The organism is Streptomyces sp. DG1A-41, from assembly GCF_037055355.1.
Lineage (GTDB): Bacteria > Actinomycetota > Actinomycetes > Streptomycetales > Streptomycetaceae > Streptomyces.
Map to the genome: position 1 here is coordinate 440,009 of NZ_CP146350.1, position 21,802 is coordinate 461,810.

The 21,802-nt window shown below is 71.3% G+C and carries 17 protein-coding genes and 6 pseudogenes; 6 read left to right on the forward strand and 17 right to left on the reverse strand.

What is annotated here, in order from left to right:
• Window positions 1-61 precede the first annotated feature (61 nt).
• A complete protein-coding gene (locus V8690_RS02150) occupies window positions 62-388 on the reverse strand; it encodes a hypothetical protein (RefSeq protein WP_338775598.1) in 327 nt (108 codons plus the stop codon).
• Here V8690_RS02150 and V8690_RS02155 point away from each other — a divergent pair.
• Complete coding sequence (locus V8690_RS02155; protein WP_338775599.1) at window positions 375-1,196, forward strand: alpha/beta hydrolase; 822 nt, start codon at window positions 375-377, stop codon at window positions 1,194-1,196. The genes V8690_RS02150 and V8690_RS02155 overlap by 14 nt on opposite strands.
• Here the strand turns inward: V8690_RS02155 and V8690_RS02160 are convergent, their stop codons facing one another.
• Window positions 1,197-1,922 (reverse strand): class I SAM-dependent methyltransferase, encoded by a 726-nt coding sequence (locus tag V8690_RS02160; protein WP_338775600.1) that lies wholly within the window; start codon window positions 1,920-1,922, stop codon window positions 1,197-1,199. It abuts the gene before it with no gap.
• 57 nt (window positions 1,923-1,979) lie between these two features.
• Between V8690_RS02160 and V8690_RS02165 the strand changes: the two are divergent.
• From V8690_RS02165 to V8690_RS02185, 5 genes and pseudogenes are all read left to right on the forward strand, one after another.
• Window positions 1,980-2,099 (forward strand): annotated as a pseudogene (locus V8690_RS02165) (SAM-dependent methyltransferase); the annotation flags it as partial.
• 248 nt (window positions 2,100-2,347) lie between these two features.
• Entirely contained in the window at window positions 2,348-3,484 is a 1,137-nt protein-coding gene (rho, locus tag V8690_RS02170; protein ID WP_338775601.1) for a transcription termination factor Rho, read from the forward strand.
• Window positions 3,485-3,599: 115 nt separating this feature from the next.
• Window positions 3,600-3,935 (forward strand): annotated as a pseudogene (locus tag V8690_RS02175) (HAMP domain-containing protein); the annotation flags it as partial.
• A 241-nt stretch (window positions 3,936-4,176) separates the two neighbouring features.
• A pseudogene (locus tag V8690_RS02180) lies at window positions 4,177-4,416 on the forward strand (hypothetical protein); the annotation flags it as partial.
• Window positions 4,417-4,607: 191 nt separating this feature from the next.
• Window positions 4,608-5,420 (forward strand): annotated as a pseudogene (locus tag V8690_RS02185) (serine hydrolase); the annotation flags it as partial.
• An 11-nt stretch (window positions 5,421-5,431) separates the two neighbouring features.
• Here V8690_RS02185 and V8690_RS02190 read toward each other — a convergent pair.
• From V8690_RS02190 to V8690_RS02260, 15 genes and pseudogenes are all read right to left on the reverse strand, one after another.
• A complete protein-coding gene (locus tag V8690_RS02190; RefSeq protein WP_338775602.1) occupies window positions 5,432-6,817 on the reverse strand; it encodes a glycosyltransferase 87 family protein in 1,386 nt (461 codons plus the stop codon).
• Window positions 6,814-8,208 carry a polyprenol phosphomannose-dependent alpha 1,6 mannosyltransferase MptB gene (gene mptB / locus V8690_RS02195; protein ID WP_338775603.1) on the reverse strand — a complete coding sequence of 465 codons (1,395 nt, stop codon included), beginning with the start codon at window positions 8,206-8,208 and terminating at the stop codon, window positions 6,814-6,816. The genes V8690_RS02190 and mptB overlap by 4 nt, the downstream gene beginning before the upstream one ends.
• A gap of 113 nt (window positions 8,209-8,321) precedes the next feature.
• A complete protein-coding gene (locus tag V8690_RS02200; RefSeq protein WP_338775604.1) occupies window positions 8,322-9,245 on the reverse strand; it encodes a glutaminase in 924 nt (307 codons plus the stop codon).
• A gap of 44 nt (window positions 9,246-9,289) precedes the next feature.
• Window positions 9,290-10,702, reverse strand: coding sequence for an aspartate ammonia-lyase (gene aspA / locus V8690_RS02205; protein WP_338775605.1), 1,413 nt, complete (start codon window positions 10,700-10,702; stop codon window positions 9,290-9,292).
• 118 nt (window positions 10,703-10,820) lie between these two features.
• On the reverse strand, window positions 10,821-11,837 hold the full coding sequence (locus tag V8690_RS02210) for an asparaginase (protein WP_338785213.1): 1,017 nt from the start codon (window positions 11,835-11,837) through the stop codon (window positions 10,821-10,823).
• Window positions 11,838-11,869: 32 nt separating this feature from the next.
• A pseudogene (locus tag V8690_RS02215) lies at window positions 11,870-13,311 on the reverse strand (amino acid permease).
• Window positions 13,308-13,985 carry a FadR/GntR family transcriptional regulator gene (locus tag V8690_RS02220; protein ID WP_338775606.1) on the reverse strand — a complete coding sequence of 226 codons (678 nt, stop codon included), beginning with the start codon at window positions 13,983-13,985 and terminating at the stop codon, window positions 13,308-13,310. The pseudogene V8690_RS02215 and the gene V8690_RS02220 overlap by 4 nt, the downstream one beginning before the upstream one ends.
• 163 nt (window positions 13,986-14,148) lie before the next feature.
• The gene (locus tag V8690_RS02225; protein WP_338775607.1) at window positions 14,149-14,985 is read right to left on the reverse strand and encodes an undecaprenyl-diphosphate phosphatase; all 837 of its coding nucleotides are present in this window, start codon (window positions 14,983-14,985) and stop codon (window positions 14,149-14,151) included.
• A 71-nt stretch (window positions 14,986-15,056) separates the two neighbouring features.
• Window positions 15,057-15,404 (reverse strand): fluoride efflux transporter CrcB, encoded by a 348-nt coding sequence (crcB, locus tag V8690_RS02230; protein ID WP_338775608.1) that lies wholly within the window; start codon window positions 15,402-15,404, stop codon window positions 15,057-15,059.
• Window positions 15,401-15,817: a DUF190 domain-containing protein gene (locus V8690_RS02235; RefSeq protein WP_338775609.1), complete on the reverse strand. Its 417-nt coding sequence runs from the start codon at window positions 15,815-15,817 to the stop codon at window positions 15,401-15,403. Before V8690_RS02235 ends, crcB (V8690_RS02230) begins: the two co-directional genes overlap by 4 nt.
• Window positions 15,814-16,275, reverse strand: a complete 462-nt coding sequence (gene crcB, locus V8690_RS02240; protein ID WP_338775610.1) for a fluoride efflux transporter CrcB — start codon at window positions 16,273-16,275, stop codon at window positions 15,814-15,816. Before crcB (V8690_RS02240) ends, V8690_RS02235 begins: the two co-directional genes overlap by 4 nt.
• A 169-nt stretch (window positions 16,276-16,444) precedes the next feature.
• Window positions 16,445-17,403: pseudogene (locus V8690_RS02245) on the reverse strand (SMP-30/gluconolactonase/LRE family protein).
• Window positions 17,404-17,497: 94 nt separating this feature from the next.
• Entirely contained in the window at window positions 17,498-17,755 is a 258-nt protein-coding gene (locus V8690_RS02250) for a winged helix-turn-helix domain-containing protein (RefSeq protein ID WP_338775611.1), read from the reverse strand.
• Between the two features lie 184 nt (window positions 17,756-17,939).
• Window positions 17,940-19,499 carry an arabinogalactan endo-1,4-beta-galactosidase gene (locus V8690_RS02255; RefSeq protein ID WP_338775612.1) on the reverse strand — a complete coding sequence of 520 codons (1,560 nt, stop codon included), beginning with the start codon at window positions 19,497-19,499 and terminating at the stop codon, window positions 17,940-17,942.
• 112 nt (window positions 19,500-19,611) lie between these two features.
• Complete coding sequence (locus tag V8690_RS02260) at window positions 19,612-21,633, reverse strand: beta-galactosidase (protein WP_338775613.1); 2,022 nt, start codon at window positions 21,631-21,633, stop codon at window positions 19,612-19,614.
• Between the last annotated feature and the right edge of the window lie 169 nt (window positions 21,634-21,802).

The window sequence follows — 21,802 nt, forward strand, 5'->3', positions numbered from 1 at the left end:
AGGTCGCCGACCACCTCGCGGGACTGATCGGCGGGCTCGAGCGCAAGCCGGCCGGTACCCGTCACTCGTTCGGCGGACTGCCCACGCAGATTCTCGCCGGGCGGGGCCTGTCCGCCGCCTCGGTCGCGCTCCACCGGGCGTCGTTCCGGGGCGTGCTGCCGCTGCCCGTGTCGTCGCCGCGCTCGGCGGCGCCGGTGCTCACCGAACCGGCCAACCCAAAGCGCGGGCCGCTACCGATCATCTCGGGCGAGAAAAACCACACCGTGCCGTGGGCGCTGCCGAACGCCTCGTACCGGCGCCGGTGGCGCAACCCCGGGATTTCGGAGAGATCATCGAAAACAAGGACAGAGGTCACGCCCACCGAGAGGATTCCCATGAGCACGCTCACCACGTCCGACGGAACCGAGATCTTCTACAAGGACTGGGGCGAGGGGCAGCCCGTGGTGTTCAGCCACGGCTGGCCCCTCAACGCGGACGCCTGGGACGGGCAGGCGCGTCTGGTTGCCGAGCACGGGTTCCGGGCGATCGCGCACGACCGCCGCGGGCACGGCCGCTCGGATCAGCCGTGGCAGGGCAACCACATGGACCGGTACGCCGACGACCTGGCCGAGCTGATCGAGGCGCTGAACCTCAACGACGCGGTCCTGGTGGGCCATTCGACCGGCGGCGGCGAGGTGGCCCGTTACATCGGGCGGCACGGGACCGCGCGGGTCGCCAAGGCCGTGCTGCTGGGTGCGGTGCCGCCGCTGATGCTGCGGACGGAGGCCAATCCGGAAGGCGCTCCGAAGGACGCCTTCGACGGGATCCGCGCGGCCGTGGCGGCGGACCGCTCGCAGTTCTACTGGGAGCTGAGCGAAAGCTTCTACGGCTTCAACCGGCCCGGGGCCGCCGTGTCGGAGGGTATGCGGCGGGCGTTCTGGACGTGGAGCATGCAGGCCGGGCTGAAGGGCGCCTACGACTGCGTCGCGCAGTTTTCGGAGACCGACTTCACCGAGGACCTGCGGCGGATCGACGTGCCGACGCTGGTCGCGCACGGCGACGACGACCAGATCGTGCCGATCGGCGCCTCGGCCCATCGGACCGCCCAGCTGGTCAAGGACGCGACACTGAAGGTGTACCCGGGCGCCCCGCACGGTCTGGCGGGCGATTTCGAGGAGGCGTTCAACGCCGATCTGTTGAACTTCCTGCGCGGCTGACTAGCCAGGGGTCCGGGCGACGACCAGGCGGACCCTCGGGCTGCCGTCCGGGCGCCGCCCGAACTCCGTCAGCGCGTGGAGATCCACCCGGAAGCCGGCCCGGGCGAGCTCACGCCGTACGTCCCCGAAGCGGTACGCGCGGTAGTACATGACGAACGGAGGCCGCCACAGCGCGTTGCGCATCTGCATCACCGCGTCGAAGCCGAGCAGCGTCCAGTAGCCGAGCGAGCCCGGGCGGGGCGGGGCCACCAGCGGAAACGCGAAGCAGCCACCCGGCCGCAGGACGGAGCGGACCTGCCCGAACAGCCCGGGCAGCTCGCGAGGCAGGAAGTGCCCGAAGGCCCCGAAGCTCACCACCAGGTCGAAGGCGGGTCCGAAGGGCAGGGCGCGGGCATCCGCACGGACGAAGGAGACCGGCGGCCCCGCCGGCCGGACCCGCTCCCGGGCCACGTCGAGCATGCCCGCACTGAAGTCGACACCGACGACCCGCTCCCGGCACACGCCCTCCAACACGCCGACGCCCGCGCCGGTGCCGCAGCACAGGTCGAGTCCGGCGTCAAAGGGTCCCGTCCGCCGCAGCGCCGACTCGACGGCGTCGAGGACCGCGTCGGGCGTCCGGAACGGGGTGTGGTCGAACTTCGGCGCGAGGAGGTCGTAGCCGCGCTCGACGGATGACAGCGCCTGAACTGCGAGCTCACGCAGACTGGGGCCTTCGGGGCGGAACATCGGCTCAGCCTAGGGGAGCTCACTGCCTCAGGATGGTGGGTACGCGCGCGCACCAGCCGCGTAAGCCACGAACTTCCCTGGCCGCGCTGGTTGCAGATGGTCCGCACGGAGTCCGGCTGGTGGCGGCTGACCGCGCCGCGGATCCCTCTGCTGTACGGGCTGCCGGCCACACGCTGACGCGCATGTCTCTCGCCCGGTGCCCTGTCGGGTGGTAGCCTGCGAACAGCACCTGTGCACGCCCCTCTCTGTGGGCGCCGGTGCGGTTCTCCGTTTCTCTCCATCATTTCCGGCACCCTGACGTGCTCTGTCGTACCCGAGGTGCTGTTCTCCCGCCGCCGGAGGCATGCCCCAGGCCCTCCCCTCGCGGCTCTCTCCCTCCCCCTTCGCATGTCCCATGCCTGCCGTCCGTGAAAGGACACACCACCATGACCACCACACTCGAAAACCCAGCCGCTCATCAGCAGGCCCTGCCCGTGACCGGAGTCCTCGACATCGACACGGGAGGCAAGGGGCATCTGCGCGCCGGGAACTGCCGGCCCTCGCCCGCCGACCCCTCGGTCTCCCCCGCCCTGATCCGCCGGTACGGCCTGCGCAAGGGCGACCTCGTCGAGTGCGTGCGCGGCGAGCGGCCCGGCCTGACCGACGTCGTACGGGTCGAGGGCCGCGAGCCCGGGAAGCTGCACGGCCGACGTCACTTCAGGGACCTGACACCGCTGCATCCGCATCAGCGCCTGCGTCTCGAACACCCGGCCGCCGGACTGGCCGGCCGGGTCGTCGACCTGATCGCACCGGTCGGCAAGGGCCAGCGCGGGCTTCTCGTGGCCCCGCCCAAGACCGGCAAGACCGTCCTCCTCCAGCAGTTCGCGGCCGCCGTCACCGGCAACCATCCCGAGTGCCGGCTGATGATGCTGCTGCTCGACGAGCGGCCCGAGGAGGTCACCGACATGCGGCGCTGCGTGCGGGGCGAGGTGTACGCCTCGACCTTCGACCGGAGTGCCGAGCAGCACGTCGCGCTCGCCGAGCTCGTGATCGAACGGGCCAAGCGGCTCGTCGAGGCGGGCGAGGACGTCGTGATCCTCCTCGACTCGCTCACCCGGCTGTGCCGGGCGCACAACAACGCGGCCTCGTCCGGAGGCCGCACCCTCAGCGGCGGTGTCGACGCGTCCGCGCTGACCGGCCCCAAGCGGTTCTTCGGCGCCGCCCGGTCGGCCGAGGAGGGCGGTTCCCTCACGATCCTCGCGACGGCGCTGGTGGAGACCGGTTCCCGGGCCGACGACTTCTACTTCGAGGAGCTGAAGAGCACAGGCAACATGGAGCTCCGCCTGAGCCGCGATCCGGCCTCCCGCCGCGTGTTCCCGGCCGTCGACATCATCCCCTCCGGCACCCGTCGCGAGGAACTTCTGCTGCCCCCGGCGGAATTGGTGGCCGTACACGGCCTGCGGCGCGTGCTGCAGAACCGGGACGGGCAGGGCGCCCTGGAGACCCTCTTGGAACGCATGCGCGATACCCCGGACAACGCGACGTTCCTACGGCGCATCCGGCCGACGCTGCCGTCGGACTGAGGTCGGCCTGCACGTCAGCCCGGTCCGCCTGTGCTGTGGGATGGAAGGCGACGGCCGTGGAACCAGCCGAGGGACTCGCTGCGCCACTCGGTCTTGACGCGGCCCCACGCCGGGGTTCCTCCTGGTATTCGGTCTCCTGGGAGGCTGGCTCCTCGCCGGCCGCATGCTCGCGCCCATGCACCGCATCACACACGCCACCCGCGCGGCCGCGGCCGGATCGCTGTCCCACCGGATCCGGCTGCCGGGCCGCAAGGACGAGTTCCGCGAACTCGCCGACGCCTTCGACATGATGCTCGCGCAGCTCGAAGCGCACGTCGCGCAGCAGCAGAGATTCGCAGCCAACGCCTCGCACGAGCTGCAGACCCCGCTGGCGATCTCGAAGACACTCATCGAAGTCGCCCGCGCCGATCCGAACCACGACACCGGCGAACTCGTCCACCGCCTCCACACGGAGGGGACTCGGCCGCGCCCGGCCGCCCGCTGCCGAAGGCGGCGGACGGCAAGAACTACGCGGCCTGCTCGGACGGTGCCCCGCCGCTCGTCCTCGCGCTTACGAATCATCCCGGTGCTCGGCCTCCTTGCCACCGTCAACACCCGGGCCATCGACCTCACCGAGGCACTGCTCCTGCTCAGCCGTTCTCGACGGTGAGCACCACGGCCTTGGGGCGGACGCCGGTGTTGACCCAGACGGTGCCCTGTTGCGGTCCATCACCGAGGCACGCGACGGAACCCTCACGCTTACCCCACGCCTTGCCGGCGGGCTCCGCGTCACCGTGGAACTGCCCGCGGCATCAGGAGGGTGGGCCCCGAACCACGTGCGCCGCCCCTCAGCCGAGGCTTCGTCACACGCGGATGGAGGGCTGCCAGTTCGCCGTGCGCTTGTGCTGCGTTGTGGTCGGTCCGGCCCGTCTGCCATTCCCGCTCGGGGCTGATACCTGCGAGGGCGGCCCGGAGGAATGTGGGACCCCGCACGTGCGGCATCCGGGTGCTCGCGCGTGGTGCGCGGCCCGGTCGTCGCGGCGCGGCGGACATCCGTTTCTACGTTGATCACATGATCAACGGATTCTCTTCCCGGGTGGCCGCATCGACCTGTGCGCTCTGTGTGGCAGGGCTGCTGTCCCTGATGCCCGCCGCGGCGGCCAGTTCGGGCAGGGCGGAACCCAGTCCGCCGGCCGGGCCGAGGGCGGCGGCGCCGCACCCCTCCCTGCTGGACCGCCCTGGCACCCAGGTCCGCCCGCGTGCCGGGGCGCCCCGCCTCCCGGAGACCTCCGCGTTGTCCTGGCTGGTGGCCGACGCCCGCACCGGCGAGGTGCTCGCCGCCCACAACGCGCACCGCAGGCTGCCCCCGGCCAGCACCCTGAAGACCCTGTTCGCCCTCACGGTGCTGCCCACGCTGCCGGCAGGCATCCGGCACACGGTCCGCGAGCAGGAACTCCGGGGCATCGGGACCGGCAGCAGCCTGGTCGGGGTCACCGAGGGCCGTACCTACCGGGTCGCCGACCTGTGGCGGGGTGTCTTCCTCAACTCCGGCAACGACGCCGTGCGCGTCCTGGCCGAACTCAACGGCGGCTGGCGGGCCACGGCTGAGCGCATGCAGGCCAAGGCCCGGTCCCTCGGCGCCCGCGACACACACGTGGTCTCCCCGGACGGCTACGACGCGCCGGGCCAGGTGTCGTCGGCGTTCGATCTGGCGGTCTTCGGCCGGATCGGGCTGCGCAACCCCGACTTCGCCCGGTACTGCGCCACCGTCGAGGCCAGATTCCCGGGCGGCGGAGGCTGGTCGTACCCGATCCGCAACACCAACCGGCTGCTGAGCGGCGCCCGCGGTGTGAAGCCGTACCGGGGGCTGATCGGCATCAAGAACGGCTACACCAGCAAGGCGGGCAACACGCTCGTCGCGGCTGCGCGGCGCGACGGGCGCACCCTCGTCGTGACGGTGATGAACCCTCAGGAGGGCGGCAGCTCCGCGGTGTACGAGGAGGCCCGCTCGCTGCTCGACTGGGGCTTCGAGGCGGGCAGCCGGGTCGAACCGGTGGGTTCGCTCGACACGTCGAAGCCTGCCGCGCGACCGGTCGCGGCGACTCCACCCGCCGTCGCGGCCGCCGTGCCGGACGAGGCCGACTCCGCCTGGACGAACGTGGGGCTGATCGCGGGTGCCGCCGGGCTGGGCTCGGCGGTCGTGGTGCTGGTGCTTCGGCTGCCGGTCCGCCGGTCCGGAGGCTGCTGACCGACCGGCAGCCACAGCAGCAGGCCCAGGGTGATCCAGGCGTAGGTGTTGCCGCCCAGGAACCCGTCGACGCCGGACGCGTCGTCGAACCAGAGCCACACCACGCTGGTGCACAGCACCGCGTACAGGGCGCCCGCGATCCGGACGTGCCCGGTACGGATCAGCACGGCGAAGGACGGCAGCAGCCATACGAGATGGTGCACCCAGGTGATCGGGCTGACGAGACAGGCGGCGAGGCCGGTCAGGGCGAACGCCGCCGTCCAGTCCCCCACGGCGACCGCCCGGCGGGCCCGCAGCGCCCACACGCCGAGGACCAGCACAACCGCCGCCGTCCACACCGCCCGGTCCGGTTCGCCCAGCCGGGCCAGGATGCCCTGCACCGACTGGTTCGAGACATAGCCGAGGCGGCCCACCCGGTTGGTGTCCCACAGCGCCTCGGTCCAGTAGAAGCGTGAGGCCCCGGGGTCCGCCGATGCCGCGAGGGCCGTGGCGCCGAGGGCGACGACTGTGGCGACCGCCGCCGCGCGCCACCGCCTGGCCACCAGCAGCAGACCGATGAACAACGCCGGCGTGAGCTTGATCGCGGCCGCCAGTCCGATGCCGATGCCCGCCCAGCGTGTGCGTCCGGTGGCGAGCAGCGCCGCGTCGGTGAGGACGAGAGCCAGCAGCAGCAGATTCACCTGGCCGAAGCTGAAGGTGTCGCGGAGCGGTTCGAACAGCGCGAGGACGCAGGCGGTCAGGGCCCAGCCGTACCAGCCGTGGCGCCGCCAGGCCGGCCCCGCGAGCAGCCGCAGGACCAGGACCAGGGCCGCCAGGTTGAGCAGCAGGGCGGCGGCGATCGCGGTGTGGAGGTCCAGCAGGGCCATCGGCAGCATGACGACGGCGGCGAACGGCGGGTAGGTGAAGCCGTACGTCGTGCCGGGGACCTGGTAGTCGTAGATCCGGCCGCCGTGGTGGACCCAGCTGTCGATGCTGCCGTAGTAGACGCGCAGGTCGAACCAGTCGCGCAGCAGGGGCACGGTCGCGGTGAAGACCGTCACCACCGTGGCGAGGGCGAGTACGAGCAGCAGTCGTCCGCGGTCGGTGCGCGGCAGGGCCGGGGTCATGCCGTGCGTCCCAGCGCCGGTGCCAGCTCGGCCTGGTGGGCCTGCCACAGCACGACGACCGCGAGTGCGCCGCCGGAGACGGCCAGCACGAGTTGCCCGGTGTCGGCCGGGCCGCCGCTGGGCAGGACGCTGAGCGCCAGCACGCCGGTCACGGCCGCCATGCGGTGGCGTACGGACGTGCTGGGCGCGGCGGCGGCGATGAGGAACAGGCCCCACAGGGCGTACCAGGGGCGGATCGCCGGGCCGAGCGCGGCCACCGCCGCCAGGCTCAGGCCCAGCGCGTACACCGGTCGCGGGCGCAGCCGGAGCCATATCAGGACGATCGCGGCCCCGGCCGCCACGACGCCCAGGGCGTGCCAGGCGGGGATCGCCAGGGGCGCGAGATCGCTGCCGAGGTGTTCCAGCAGGGCCCGGGTGGCGCGGCCGAGCAGGGTGGTCAGGGCCCAGTTCTGGGGCGAGACGGGAGTGTTCAGGGCGCCGATCCAGCCGTATCCGGTGCCCGCCGCGGCCGTGGCGGCGACGGTCGTCCCCGCGGCCGCGACGACGGTCGTCACGAGGGCCTTCGCCGTCCCTCGGCCCCCGCGGACCTGGAGGACGACGACGGCGACCAGCCCGAGCACGGCGGGCGCCTTGACCAGCGCGGCGAGCGTGACGAGGACGGCGCCGAGGAACGGCCACCGGCCGAGCGCCGCCACCAGGCCGGCGCCGAGCAGGCCCAGCATGACGGCATCGTTGTGGGCGCCCGCGACCAGGTGCAGCAGGACGAGCGGGTTGAGGGCGCCCAGCCACAGTGCGGCGGACGGATCCGCGCCGCTGTGGCGGGCGAGGCGGGGCAGCGCGGCCGCCATCAGGGCGACGCCGGTGAGCGCCAGGAGCCGCATTCCGAAGAGCCCGGCGGGCAGTTCACCGCGCGTCAGCGCCGACAGGGCCCCCGCCACGGCGAGGAACACCGGGCCGTACGGGGCGCCGGTGTGCCGCCAGAGCGGCGCGACCTCGTCGGCGAGCGGGCCGCCGAGCCGGGACGGCCCGTGCGCGTACACGTCCATGTGCGCGTCGACCATGGCCCCTTGGGCGAGGTAGCTGTACACATCCCGGCTGAACAGCGGCGGGGCGAGCAGCAGCGGGGCGGACCAGACGGCGAGGACGAGCAGCAGGGCGCGAGGAGCGGGCGGTCTCGGACCGCGGACCAGGCGGCCCAGCAGTGCCCAGGCCGCGATCAGCAGGACGAGTCCGAAGTACACCCCCACCAGGCCCAGGGCGGTGCGTGCGGAGGCCGGGTGGAGGAGGTCCCGTACGGGCAGGGCTCCGGCCGTCTCACCGCCTGCCGCGAGGAAGGCGGTACCGGCCAGACCGAGTATCTGGCAGCGGCGGAGATCGACGGGGAAAGCCATGGCCAACACTCGGGCAGCGTGTCAACGTGGGGTGGCTTCATGGCGACGTGGAGCCCTCTGGAGGGCAGCGGGAGTGTGACCGGCCGGTGATCGGTGGGGGCCAGGAGGTTCTGTCAGAACACCGACAATCCGGTCAGCGTCGTGAATCTGTCCAGGGCCGCCACGCCTGCCACCGAGTTGCCCCGTTCGTCCAGGCCCGGGCTCCACACGCACAGCGTGCAGCGGCCCGGCACGACCGCGATGATGCCGCCGCCCACACCGCTCTTGCCGGGCAGGCCCACACGGTAGGCGAAGTCGCCCGCCGCGTCGTACGTGCCGCAGGTCAGCATGATCGCGTTGATCTGCTTGGCCTGGCTGAGGGTGAGCAGACGGGTGCCGTCGGCGCGGACGCCGTGGCGGGCGAGGAAGGTCGTGGCGAGGGCGAGGTCGGCGCAGGACGCCGCGATCGAGCACTGCCGGAAGTACTGGTCGAGCAGGACCGGCACCGGGTTGTCGATGTTGCCGTAGGACGCCATGAAGTGCCCGAGCGCGGCGTTGCGGTCGCCGTGCGCGGATTCGGAGACCGCGACCTCCTTGTCGAAGGTGAGGTCCTGGTTGCCGCTCTCCGTCCGCAGAAACGCCAGCAGTTCGCCCGACGCGTCGCCGGTACGGGTGTGCAGCCGGTCGGTGACGACGAGGGCGCCCGCGTTGATGAACGGGTTGCGCGGGATGCCGTTCTCGTACTCCAGCTGCACCAGGGAGTTGAAGGGGTTGCCGGACGGCTCGCGGCCCACGTGTTCCCACAGGGCGTCGCCCTCGCGGGCCAGGACGAGGGCGAGGGTGAAGACCTTGGTGATGGACTGCGCGGAGAACGGCCGCCGCCACTCCCCCACGCCGTACACCGTGCCGTCCGGCTCGGCGACGGCCATGCCGAAGCTGCGCGGGTCACAGGCTGCGAGCGCCGGGATGTAGTCGGCGGGCCGGCCACGGCCGGGAGTCCGCTCGATCTCCTCTGCGATGCGCTCCAGGACCGGCTGGAAAGTCGTCGACGACGTCATGATCTCGATTGTCCCTTGCTGCCGGTCCCGTGTGCTCGCTTGGGTCAGGCCGCCGGAGCCGGACCGCTGCCTGCAAGGATCTCCGGGCGCAGCAGGTCGGCGAGCGTCTCGGCGGGCAGCAGGCCCTTCTCCAGGACGAGTTCGGCCACGCCCCGTCCGGTGGCGAGGGCTTCCTTGGCGATGTCGGTGGCGGCCGTGTAGCCGATGTGCGGGTTGAGGGCGGTCACGAGGCCGATGGAGTTCTCGACGGTCGCGCGCAGCGTCTCGGTGTTGGCGGTGATGCCGTCGACGCAGCGTTCGGCGAGAGTGAGGCAGGCGGCGCGCAGGTGCGTGATGCTCTCCGACAGGGAGTGCAGGATGATCGGCTCGAAGGCGTTGAGCTGGAGCTGTCCGGCCTCGGCGGCCATGGTGATGGTGACGTCGTTGCCGATCACCTCGAAGGCGACCTGGTTGACGACCTCGGGGACCACCGGGTTGACCTTGCCGGGCATGATGGACGAACCGGCCTGCACCGGCGGCAGGTTGATCTCGCCGAGCCCGGCGCGCGGACCGGAGGACAGCAGCCGCAGGTCGTTGCAGCTCTTGGAGAGCTTGACCGCGATGCGCTTGAGCACGCCGGACATCTGGACGAACGCGCCGCAGTCCTGCGTCGCCTCGACCAGGTTGGCCGCCGTCACCAGGGGCAGGCCGGTGATGGCCGCGAGGTGACGGCGGGCCGCCTCGGCGTACCCGACGGGGGCATTCAAGCCCGTCCCGATCGCTGTGGCGCCGAGGTTGATCTCATGGATCAACTCGACGGCCTCGGCAAGACGGGACCGGTCCTCGTCCATCATGACGGCGTACGCGGAAAACTCCTGACCGAGCGTCATCGGCACCGCGTCCTGCAACTGTGTACGGCCCATCTTGAGCACGTCACGGAACTCGACGGCCTTGGCCGCGAAGGCGTCCTGGAGGACGGCCATCGCGTCGAGCAGTCCACGTACCGCGAACACCGTCGCGATCTTCACGGCGGTCGGGTAGACGTCGTTGGTGGACTGGCCGAGGTTGACGTCCTCGTTCGGGTGCAGGTACCGGTACTCACCCTTGGCATGGCCCAGCAGTTCCAGCGCCCGGTTCGCCACGACCTCGTTGGCGTTCATGTTGGTCGAGGTGCCGGCCCCGCCCTGGATGACGTCGACGACGAACTGGTCGTGCAGCTTCCCCGCGCGAATCTCGCGGCAGGCCGCGACGATCGCGGCGGCCTTCTCCGGCTCCAGCAGGCCGAGTTCCTCGTTGGCGCGAGCGGCCGCCTCCTTGACTGCGGCCAAGGCGTCGATCAGGTGCGGGTAGGCGGAGATCGGGGTGCCCGTGATGGGGAAGTTCTCGGTGGCCCGCAGGGTGTGCACACCCCAGTAGGCCTCGGCGGGAACGTCACGGTCGCCGAGCAGATCGTGTTCGGAGCGGGTGGCGGCGGTCATGAGGGTGAGGGTCCTTTTTTCTAAGGGGGTGAGGGTGAGTCGCCCTGAAGGAGCGCGGGGAACTGCGCGATCAATCACAGACGGCCCGCAGCCGCCGACGGATGGATCCAGCACGCCGTCAGGCGCGAGCCGATCCGACAACGGGCTCCAGCGAGCGAACGGGCCGCACACGCCCGACCTCCCGGCCGCCTCCGAGAAGCGGCTCGCCGGCGAACTCTGTGAGCAGCCCGGGGTCGACGCCTGCCCGGGCCAACGCGGCGGCAGCCACCGGCACACGCGCCCGGTTCGCACCGTCGGCGATCTTCACCGCCGCGGCCCGGCCATCCGGCAGCGCAGCGACCTGCACGCCCTCGAAACCGTCCTTCGTGAGGAGCCCGGGCACGGCCCGCATCAGCGCGGCGACGTCCCGGCCGGAGCCAGAGGCCATCTCGGCGTGTTCGCGCATCGCGTCGGCGACGCGGGCCTCGGGCGTGCCCGGCGCGGCGGTGGCGATCCGGGCGGTGGCCCGGGCGAGGCCGTGCAGGGAGATGGAGAACAGGGGCGCGCCGCAGCCGTCGACGGTGACCCCGGTGATGCGCTGCCCGGTGAGGTCCTCGACGATCTCGGCGATGGCCTGCTGGAGCGGGTGGCCGGGGTCGAGGTAGTTCTCCAGCGGCCAGCCGTTGAGGGTGCAGGTGTAGAGCATGGCCGCGTGCTTGCCGGAGCAGTTCTGGGCGAGCCGGGAGGGCAGCCGGCCCTCGCGCACCCAGGCGTCCCGGACGACCGGGTCGAACGGCAGGTCCGGGACGTTGCGCAGGTGGCCCTCGGTGAGTCCGGCGAGTTCGAGGATGCACCGGGTACCGGCGAGGTGGCGTTCCTCGCCGGAGTGGCTGGCCGCGGTCAGCGACAGCAGGTCGCCGTCGAGCGGGAGCCCGGCCCGGGCCATGGCCACGGCCTGGACGGGCTTGAGCGCGGAGCGGGGGTAGAAGGCGGCCTCGATGTCTCCGATCTGGAGCTGGACCTCTCCGTCGGCTCCGAGGACGACGACGGAGCCGTAGTGGATGCCTTCGACGATTCCGCCGCGTATGAGGTGGGCGACGGGGGCGTGGACGGGTTCGCGGACAAGGGGTGCGTCCGCGAGGGAACTGCTGTACATCACTGCCTGCTTTTCCTGGAGCGGCGCGTCTGTCACGCGTCGGCTCCGGTGGTGGACTTGTGCGCGACACGGCCGCGGACGGCGAACCATCCGGCGACCAGTGCCCCGACGATCAGCGGCAGGCACAGCACCGTGGTGCGGCCCGCGCCGCCGTCGGCGTACATGAGGACCAGGACGGAGGCGAGGAACGCCAGCGTCACGATCTCGGTCCAGGGGGAGCCCGGCAGCCGGTAGCCCGGGCGGGTCAGCTCGCCCTTCTGGGTCTTCTGCCAGAAGAGAAGGTGACAGATCATGATCATGCCCCAGGTGGCGAGGATGCCGATCGCGGCGAAGTTCAGCACGATCTCGAACGCCTCGGCGGGCACGACGAAGTTGAGGCCGACACCCAGGACGCAGATGCCGCTGGTGAGCAGGATGCCGCCGTAGGGGACCTGGCTGCGGCTCATGACGGAGGTGAACCTGGGCGCGGATCCGGCCATGGCCATGGAGCGCAGGATGCGGCCGGTGGAGTACAGGCCGGAGTTGAGTGAGGACATCGCGGCGGTGAGGACGACGAGGTTCATCACGCCGCCGGCCGCGGGGACGCCGATGTTGGACAGCACCGTGACGAAGGGGCTCTCCCCGCCGTGTACGTGTTCCACGGCAGCAGCATCGACAGCAGGACGACCGAGCCGACATAGAACAGGCCCACGCGCCACATGATCGAGTTGATCGCCTTCGGCATGATCTTCTCGGGGTTCTCGGTCTCACCGGCCGCGACGCCGACCAGTTCGACGGAGGCGTAGGCGAAGACGACGCCCTGGATGATCAGCAGCATGGGCAGCAGGCCGTGGGGGAAGACGCCGCCGTTGTCGCTGATCAGGGACGGGCCCGGGCTGTGGCCGTCGACGGGGTGCTGGGTGACCAGCAGGAAGATGCCGATGCACATGAAGACGACGAGCGCGCCGACCTTGATGATCGCGAACCAGAACTCCAGCTCGCCGAAGATCTTCACCGAGATCAGGTTCACGGTGAGCACGACCGCCAGCGCGATGAGCGCGATCACCCACTGCGGGATGTCGGAGAACATGCCCCAGTAGTGGGTGTAGGTGGCCACGGCGGTGATGTCGGCGATGCCGGTGGTCCCCCAGTTGAGGAAGTACATCCAGCCCGCTGTGTAGGCGCCCTTCTCCCCCATGAACTCGCGGGCGTACGACACGAAGGCACCGGAGGAGGGCCGGTACAGCACGAGTTCGCCGAGGGCGCGCACGACGAGGAAGGCGAAGAGGCCGCAGACGGCGTAGGCGATGAAGAGGGAGGGGCCGGCGTCGGCGAGGCGGCCGCCGGCGCCGAGGAAGAGGCCGGTGCCGATGGCGCCGCCGATGGCGATCATGTTGACGTGCCGGGACTTCAGGGACTTGCTGTAGCCCGCGTCTCCGGCATCGACATGGCCGGAACGTTTCTGCACGCCTTCGTGCAGGGACTGCTCGCTCACGCCTCGGGTCCGCCTTCCGTGGGTGTCTCCGTGCGCGCGGGGCGCACGATGTCGGTGAGGGTCGTCTCGACGCGGTCGAGGTGATGGGCCATGGCCTCCACCGCGTCGTTCTCGGAACCGTCGATCAGCGCCTCGACGATCGCCCGGTGCTCGCGGTTGGACTGCTCGCGGCGGCCGCCCAGCTCGTTGAGGAAGGCGGACTGGCGGGCCAGCGCGTCCCGGATCTCCTCGATGACCCGGCGGAAGACCGGGTTCTGGGCGGCCTCGGCCACGGCGAGGTGGAACAGCGTGTCCATCGCGACCCAGGCGGTGGTGTCCGTCTCCCGCTCCATCCGGTCCAGGAGGTGGGCCAGGTGGTCGAGGTTCTCCGGAGTGCGGCGCCGGGCCGCGTACCCGGCGACCGGGATCTCGACGTGGCGGCGCACCTCCAGCAGGTCGCTGGCCGAGTAGTCGCCGAAGGTGGGGTCCTCGACGGTACTGGCGACGACGAAGGTGCCCTTGCCGGTCCTGGAGACGGTCAGGCCCATGGTCTGCAGCGCCCGCAGCGCCTCGCGCAGCACGGGCCGGGAGACCTCCAGCGTGCGGCACAGCTCCGCCTCGGACGGGAGCTTGTCGCCGATCGCGTAGTCGCCGCGCTCGATGGCGCCGCGCAGATGCGCCAGCACCGCTTCCATGGCACTGACGCGACGCACAGGCTGTCCGGCTGTCCGGCTGTCTGACAGGTTCACGGGGTGATCCTGCGGGGCGTGGGAGGCACATGTCAAGAGCCCGAAAGGAACGGTTCAGGGCGCCGGAAGCCCGCGTTCAGGCTCCCGGCCCCCTGGCCCTCGCAACCGGTCAGCTGTGCAGCACACCAGCGCCGAGCAAGCCGAACAGCAGCACTCCCACGATGATCCGGTAGATCACGAAGGCGTTGAAGGAGTGCTTGGCGACGAACTTCAGCAGCCAGGCGATGGAGCCGTAGGCCACCACGAAGGACACGATCGTGCCGACGGCGAGCGGGGCCGCGCCCACGCCGGTGCCCAGGGCGTCCTTGAGTTCGTAGAGGCCTGCGCCGGTCAGGGCGGGGATGCCGAGGAAGAAGGAGAGCCGGGTGGCGGCGACCCGGTTCAGGTCGAGGATCAGCGCCGTGGACATGGTGGCGCCGGACCGGGAGAAGCCGGGGAAGAGCAGGGCGAGGATCTGGGAGCTGCCGACGAGCATGGCGTCCTTGAACGAGGTGTCGTCCTCACCGCGCTTGTGCCGGCCCATCTGGTCCGCCGCCCACATCACCCCGCTGCCGACGATCAGCGAGCCGGCCACCACCCACAGCGAGGCGAGCGGGCCCTCGATGAGCGGCTTGGCGGCGAGTCCGACGGCGACGATCGGGACGGTCGCGCAGATGACCCACCAGGCGAACTTGTAGTCGTGGTGGTAGCGCTCCTCGCGGTCGAACAGGCCCCGTCCCCAGGCGGAGACGATCCGCACGATGTCCTTGAAGAAGTACACGAGCACCGCGGCGATCGCGCCGACCTGGATGACGGCCGAGAACCCGATCACGGCGCTGTCGTCGACGGGGATGCCCATGAGCCCTTCGACGATCTTCAGATGGCCGGTGGAGGAGACGGGCAGGAACTCGGTCACCCCCTCGACGGCTCCGAGGACGACGGCCTGACCGACGTTGATGACGCTCATGGGATCCAGTTCTGTGCAGGGAGGAAGCGGGAGCGGGGGCCAGTCTTACTACACTCGGGCGAGAGCCGGTCTCACCCTCGGGCGAGCGCGACCCCCGCGAACGCCGCCGCCAGTCCGGCCGCCAGGCTCGCCGTCACATTGAGGACGGCGTAGCCGCGGGCGCCCGTCTCCACCAGCCGCAACGTCTCGTAGGAGAACGTCGAGTACGTCGTCAGGGCCCCGCACAAACCCGTGCCGAGCAGCAGTTGGACGTGTCCGGCGACGCCGGTGAGCAGGCCGAGGATCAGACAGCCGGCGAGGTTCACCGCGAAGGTGCCCCAGGGGAAGACGGAGTCGTGCCGCGACTGCACCGCGCGGTCGGTGAGGTAGCGCAGCGGCGCGCCGACCATCGCGCCCCCGACGACCAGCAGCCAGTTCACAACGACCTCTTACCCTTCGCGTCCGTTTCGCCCGGGGTGTCCTCCCGGCCGGTGGTGGGGGTGCCCCCGGTCGGGCGAAGCCCAGACTGGGGGCGGATGACCTCGCAGTCGTCGAGGGTCACCAGGCCCTCGGTGACGAGTTCGTCGAGCTGGGGCAGGAAGGCCCGGACCCGTGGCTCGGTATCGACGATCACGACGGCGACCGGCAGGTCCTCGCTCAGGGACAGCAGCCGCGAGGTGTGGATCAGCGAGGAGGCGCCGAAACCCTCGACGCCCCGGAAGACGCTGGCGCCCGCGAGCCCCGCCGCGTGGGCCCGGTGGACGATCTCCGAGGAGAGGGGCTTGTGGTGCCAGGTGTCGTTCTCGCCGACGAAGACGGTCAGGCGCAGGGCCCTGCCGGTCAGCCGTGTCATGGTTGCCTCCACTTCAACGCGCGGCGGGTCGACCAGGCCGCGAGCCAGACCGCCGTGAGCGCCGCGAGCGGGGTCGCCGCGAGGTACGTCAGGCCGGTGCGGAGATGGCCGCTGTCGGCCAGCTTCTGGATGTCGACGGCGTAGGTCGAGAAGGTCGTGAAACCCCCGAGGACGCCGGTGCCGAAGAAGGGGCGGACCAGGCGGTGGGCGGCCCGGAACTCGGTGATGACCACCATGAACACGCCGATCACGGCACAGCCGGCGACGTTGACCCAGAAGGTCGTCCAGGGGAAGCCGCCCGTGTGCGAGGGCCACCACAGGGACGCCGCGTACCGGGCGGCGGCCCCGGCTCCCCCGCCGAGCGCCACCACCGCGACGACCGGCGCCTGGGTGCGCCAGGCGCGCGGCTGCGGGGCAGGGGGCTGGATGCGGAGGCTTTCCGCCTCGGGGGCCGTCATGGTCGTACGTCTCCTACTCGCCGGGGCCCGGGATCGTGCGGGCGCGTGCCGTCGCAAGTAGGGACCGTTGGCGGCGTCCGTGCCGCGGTTCGGGTACGGCGGGCCCCACCGCCGCGCCGCGGGAGGTGCCGCGGCCGGGGTTCAGGTTAACCCCGGTGGCGAACCGGCGTCACTTCGGGGCGGGCGGCTCGCAGACCGCCACGCCCGGCTCCCAGAGGCTGCCCAGCACGAGGTGTCCGCCCGCTTCGCACACGCTGGTGACCATCCGGTACCCGGAGTGGCGGCGGGCGAGGTGGTGGACGACGCGGCCCTCGTCGTCGAAGGCGAGGACGGCGATGGTGCCGGTGGGGCGGAACGGGGCGCGTACGGCCACGCGGGCGGCGGCCCGGCGGACCGCGGGTGTGCTGCGGTGGAACAGGTCGAGGGCGGGCACGCGGGGCCCGGCCAGCGCGACCCAGACCGGTCCGTCCGGGGCGCCGCGCCAGAGGTTGTCGGGCATGCCCGGGAGGTTCTCGGCGAAGGGCTCGCTCCGGCCGGCCCGGGGCCGGTGAGCCAGTAGCGGGTGAGCCGGCGGGCGCCGGTCTCGGCGACGACGAGGAACGACTCGTCGGCTCCGGCGGCGAGCCCGTTGGCGAACTGGAGGCCGTCCAGCACCACCTCGGGGGTGTCCGTGCCGGGGGCGAGGCGCAGCAGCCGTCCCGTTCCGGTGTGTTCGACGATGTCGCCGATCCAGTGCTCCAAGGGGTGGCGGCGGCTGGAGACGGTGAAGTACACGCTGCCGTCGGAGAGGGACACGACGTTGCTGGCGAACCGCAGCCGCTCCCCCGCCACCGAGTCGGCGAGGACGCGGACCGTGCCGTCGCCGGTGCCGACGCGCAGCAGTCCGCGTTCGGCGTCGCACACCAGCAGGTCACCGTCCGGGAGGAGTTCGAGCCCGAGCGGCCTGCCGCCGGTCTCGGCGATCACCTCGGTGCGGGCCGTCACCGGGTCCCCCAGGCCGTCCAGGCGCAGGATGCGGCCGTCGGCCAATCCGGTCAGCACGCGGCCGCGCGGGTCGGCGACCACGTCCTCGGGGCCGGGGCCCACCGCGACGTAGTGGCGTGGGACGAGTGCCGTGGGACGGTCCATCACGTGTGTCCTTCACCGTGGGGGAATCTCCGCTGTACCGGTCGCACCGAGTCGTACCGGGTGGTGCCGGGTGGTGCCGGGTGGTATGGGTGGCCTACCAGCCCTTTTCAAACATCCGGGCGACCTCGGCGATCCGCATCTCGTCGCGGTGGTAGTGCACGCGGCCGGCGGACCGGCTGGTGCACAGCATGCCGGTGGCCCGGAGCAGCCGGAGGTGGGTGAGGGCGAGCGGGCGTGGTATCGAGAACCTCTCGGCGACGGCGTCCGCGGTGACGCCGTGCGCGGCGGGGCCGGGTTCCTTCAGCCAGGCCAGGATGCGCAGGCGCGTCTCGTCCGTGGGAGTCCTCAGCATGTCGTGCCCCTGCCTCGCGGCTCTCGTCCTCCTACCGCGTCTTCCCACTGTCGCGCAGTCGAAGCCGCCGCGTCCGAGACTCGGCATCCTTGACCGATACCGAACTGCCGTATGTCACAGGTGAGTTCGTGGACGGGCGAGGGCCCGGCCGCGTGCCTGCGGCCGGGCCCCCTCCCTCACACGGTCAGCGGTGGCGGAACCAGGACATCGACGACAGGGCCCGGTCGTCGTAGCCGAACAGCGCCTGGTTCTCCCAGGCGTTGCCGGAGGACGGGTCGGTCGGGTCCCAGCCGTTGCCGTTCACCGCGGTCCAGGTCGCCTCCCAGTAGAAGATGCCCAGGCCACGGCCGTTCGGGACGGCCTCCACGATGCTCGCCACGTCGTTCATCCACCGGGTCTGGCCGGCCACGGTCGCCGGGTAGCCGGAGACCAGCTCGGCACCGGTGTCGATGATGTTCTCGTGGGAGTCCTCGCTGTCCAAGCGGAACGGGTAGGCGGTCTCGGCGACGAACACCGGCTTGCCGTAGCGGGAGGCCGCGTCGTCGAGGGTCGTCTGGAAGTCGGCCAGCGTGCCGTGCCAGTAGCCGTAGTACGACAGGCCGATCGCGTCGAACTTGACGCCGTTGGAGCGCGCGCTGTCGAACCACCAGCGGGTGCCTGCCAGGTCACCGCCCTTGGCGAGGTGCAGGGCGACGGTCGTGTTCGAGTCGACCGCCTTGACCGCGTCGTGGCCGGAGTTGAGCAGACCGGCCAGCTGCGACCAGTTGGAGGTCGATCCCTCGTTCCACAGCATGCCGCCGTTGATCTCGTTGCCGACCTGGACCATGTCGGCGGTGGTGCCCTGCGCCTTCAAGGCGTTCAACACGTCGTACGTGTGGTTGTACACGTCGGTCTTCAGTCGACTGTACGAGTGGCCGGCCCAGGCGGCGGGCTTGTCCTGGCGGCCCGGGTCGGCCCAGAAGTCCGAGTAGTGGAAGTCGACCAGCAGCTTCATGCCCTGCGCCTTGACGCGCTTGGCCAGGGCCAGGACGTGCGCCTTGTTGTTGTAGCCGTCGGCCGGGTTCACCCAGACCTTCAGGCGCGCGTAGTTCATGCCGGACGACTTCAGGATCGACAGGGCGTCGCCGGCCGTGCCGGAGCCGTGCCGGTAGACGCCGCCCTTGGCCTCGCTCTTGGGCAGGGACGAGATGTCGGCACCCTTGATCGACGTACCGGACGTGCCCGACGTGAAGGTCAGGTCGTCGACATTGATCCAGTTGCCCGCGTTCGCGTCACTGTTGATGCTGATCGTGCACTGGTTGGTGGTCACATTGACCGGCACGACGATCCTGATCCACCCACTGGCCGAGACCGGCAGGTCGGTGCGCTGCTCGGCGCCGCCGCAGTTCTTCAGCGCTATGTACGCGGACTTCTGCCCGCCGCCGGAGCGCACCCAGGCGGTGAGCTTGTGAGTGCCGTTGGTGAGTCCGGACAGGTACTGGTACGTCTCCACCTTGTAGGCGGTGGAGGCCCAATGGCTGAGGCGGTAGCCGCCGCCGTGGCCGCCGGCCTCGGTGTACGAGGCGCCGGTGTCGCCGTACTCGGACCAGCCGCCCGGTGTGGCCGCGCCCGCGCCGTCGGCTTCGAAGCCACCGTTGGTCAGTGTGCTCGCGGCGTGGGCGGAGGTGGCGGGCAGGGCGGTGAGGGCGAGTCCCGCTGCTAGCGGGAGCAGCAGGGTTCTGAGCGTGCGTCTGGGATGGAACATCGTCGTCCGTCGTCCCTTCGACGTGAGGATGGGGGGTGCCCCTCGCCAGGAGGCAGGTGAGAGGGCCCTCCGCCCGCGGCTCGTGCGGCTCACTCGGGCGGAGGGAGTCGGTTCAGCCGTCGAGCCGGACGACCCGGACGGCTCCGGCCGGGACCGCCAGGGGGCCCGCGGCGCGTTCACCGGTCAGCAGTTCGGTGCCCTGGGTCTCCAGCGGCACCTTGGCGTCTGCGCCGGTGTGGTTGACGGCGAACAGGTAGGTGCCCGACTCGCCGGTGCGGCGCACCACTTCGACGTCCCGGGGCAGGTCGGCGCGCGGGGCGAGCCGCGCGTCCTCGACCGCCCATCCGAGCAGCGCGTCGAGGCCTTCGGCGCCGAGCCGGGTGGAGACGTACCAGGCGGTGCCCTCGCCGAGGCGGTGCCGGGTGACCGCGGGCCGCCCGGCGGTCAGGCCGTCGGCGTATGTCAGGACGGTCTCGGCTCCGCGCGGCACCACGAACTCCGTCCACACGTCGGCGCCCAGCTCGGATCCGTCGTGCCCGGTGACGCTCACCCGTTCACCGGGCAGCAGCGGCGAGAACTCCTCGACGGTGAGGCCGAGGACGTCCCGCAGCGGGCCCGGGTAAGCGCCCTCGTGGACGGCGTCGTGCTCGTCGACGATGCCGGAGAAGTAGGAGACGACCAGCGTGCCGCCGTTCTCGACATAGGCTGTGAGGTTGTTCCCGGCCACCTCCGTCATCAGGTACAGCGCCGGTACGACGACAAGGGGATACCTCGACAAGCCGGCTTCCGGGTGGGCGAAGTCGACGGTGAGGTGGCGGTCGTAAAGGGCCTCGTAGAAGGCGTCGGCGCGCTCGCGGGCGTCATGGTCGACACTGGGGCGCCATTCGAGGTTCTGCGCCCACCAGGAGTGCCAGTCCCACAGCACGGCCACGTCGGCCTCGGTGCGGGTGCCGCGGATCTCGCTCAAAGCGTCGAGGGCGGCACCGAGCTCGACGACCTCGCGCCACACACGGGTGTCGGTGCCGCCGTGCGGGACCATCGCCGAGTGGAACTTCTCGGCGCCGCGCCGGGACTGGCGCCACTGGAAGAACATCGCGCCCTCGGAGCCACGCGCCACGTGTGTGAGGGAGTTGCGGGCCATCTGCCCCGGAGCCTTGGCCGGGTTGCGGGGCTGCCAGTTGACGCCCGAGGTGGAGTGCTCCAGCAGCAGCCAGGGGGCGCCGCCCGCGACGGAGCGGGTGAGGTCCGCGGCCATGGCCAGGTTGACGTGGGTGCGGCGGCCGTCGGTGATCAGGTAGTGGTCGTTGGTGACGATGTCGACCTCACGGCCCCAGGCCCAGTAGTCGACGGAGTCGCACTGGCTCAGCGCCGTCATGAAGTTGGTGGTGACCGGGACGCCCGGTGAGAAGCGGTGCAGGATGTTCCGCTCGGTCACGAAGTTCTCGCGCATGGTCGCGTCGGCGAACCGCTTGTAGTCCAGTGCCTGGCTCGGGTTGACGGCCGCGGGGGTGAGCCGGGGTGGGTTGATCTGGTCGAGGTCCGCGTAGCGCTGGCCCCAGAAGGCCGTGCCCCAGGCCTCGTTGACCGCGTCGACCGTGCCGTACGTCGTCGCCAGCCAGCGGCGGAAGTGGGCTGCGCAGGAGTCGCAGTAGCAGGCCGAGACGGGGACGCCGTACTCGTTGTGCACGTGCCACATCGCCAGGGCCGGGTGGTCGCCGTAGCGCTCGGCGAGCTTCGTGGTGATGGCCGCGGCGGCCGTGCGGTAGGCCGCGTTGCTGTGGCAGATGGCCGCGCGGGAGCCGAACTCGTGGCGCACGCCCTCGCGGGTGACCGGCAGGGCGTCGGGGTGGGCCCGGTAGAACCAGGCGGGCGGGACGACGGTGGGGGTGCCGAGGTCGACGCGGATGCCGTTGTCGTGCAGCAGGTCCAGGAGACGGTCGAGCCAGCCGAAGTCGTGACGGCCGGGTGAGGGCTCCAGCAGCGCCCAGGAGAAGATCCCGACGCTCACCATGGTGACGCCGGCCTCCCGCATCAGCCGGACGTCTTCCCGCCAGACGCTTTCCGGCCACTGCTCGGGGTTGTAGTCCCCACCGAAGGCGAGCCTGGTGAGGCCCCTGGGGGTGGTCTCCGGCATGGATGGTCTCCCGGTCGATCGATCAAATGGGAACGTGCACACACAGCAGTGCAGTGCGGAGCCCAACATAACCGCACGACAACAACCATTGACAAGTGTCCGGGATGTTTCTCTACTGTGAACGCTCACAGAAGCGTGGCAGGTTCTCGCAGCAGGCGAGGACCCCAGG

What these genes read in the sequence shown, in the direction of transcription:
- V8690_RS02155 (WP_338775599.1), top strand. Translation starts at nt 375, where the DNA reads ATGAGCACGCTCACCACGTCCGACGGAACCGAGATCTTCTACAAGGAC.
- V8690_RS02160 (WP_338775600.1), bottom strand. Translation starts at nt 1,922, where the DNA reads ATGTTCCGCCCCGAAGGCCCCAGTCTGCGTGAGCTCGCAGTTCAGGCG.
- rho (WP_338775601.1), top strand. Translation starts at nt 2,348, where the DNA reads ATGACCACCACACTCGAAAACCCAGCCGCTCATCAGCAGGCCCTGCCC.
- V8690_RS02190 (WP_338775602.1), bottom strand. Translation starts at nt 6,817, where the DNA reads ATGACCCCGGCCCTGCCGCGCACCGACCGCGGACGACTGCTGCTCGTA.
- mptB (WP_338775603.1), bottom strand. Translation starts at nt 8,208, where the DNA reads ATGGCTTTCCCCGTCGATCTCCGCCGCTGCCAGATACTCGGTCTGGCC.
- V8690_RS02200 (WP_338775604.1), bottom strand. Translation starts at nt 9,245, where the DNA reads ATGACGTCGTCGACGACTTTCCAGCCGGTCCTGGAGCGCATCGCAGAG.
- aspA (WP_338775605.1), bottom strand. Translation starts at nt 10,702, where the DNA reads ATGACCGCCGCCACCCGCTCCGAACACGATCTGCTCGGCGACCGTGAC.
- V8690_RS02210 (WP_338785213.1), bottom strand. Translation starts at nt 11,837, where the DNA reads ATGTACAGCAGTTCCCTCGCGGACGCACCCCTTGTCCGCGAACCCGTC.
- V8690_RS02220 (WP_338775606.1), bottom strand. Translation starts at nt 13,985, where the DNA reads ATGGAAGCGGTGCTGGCGCATCTGCGCGGCGCCATCGAGCGCGGCGAC.
- V8690_RS02225 (WP_338775607.1), bottom strand. Translation starts at nt 14,985, where the DNA reads ATGAGCGTCATCAACGTCGGTCAGGCCGTCGTCCTCGGAGCCGTCGAG.
- V8690_RS02235 (WP_338775609.1), bottom strand. Translation starts at nt 15,817, where the DNA reads ATGACACGGCTGACCGGCAGGGCCCTGCGCCTGACCGTCTTCGTCGGC.
- crcB (WP_338775610.1), bottom strand. Translation starts at nt 16,275, where the DNA reads ATGACGGCCCCCGAGGCGGAAAGCCTCCGCATCCAGCCCCCTGCCCCG.
- V8690_RS02250 (WP_338775611.1), bottom strand. Translation starts at nt 17,755, where the DNA reads ATGCTGAGGACTCCCACGGACGAGACGCGCCTGCGCATCCTGGCCTGG.
- V8690_RS02255 (WP_338775612.1), bottom strand. Translation starts at nt 19,499, where the DNA reads ATGTTCCATCCCAGACGCACGCTCAGAACCCTGCTGCTCCCGCTAGCA.
- V8690_RS02260 (WP_338775613.1), bottom strand. Translation starts at nt 21,633, where the DNA reads ATGCCGGAGACCACCCCCAGGGGCCTCACCAGGCTCGCCTTCGGTGGG.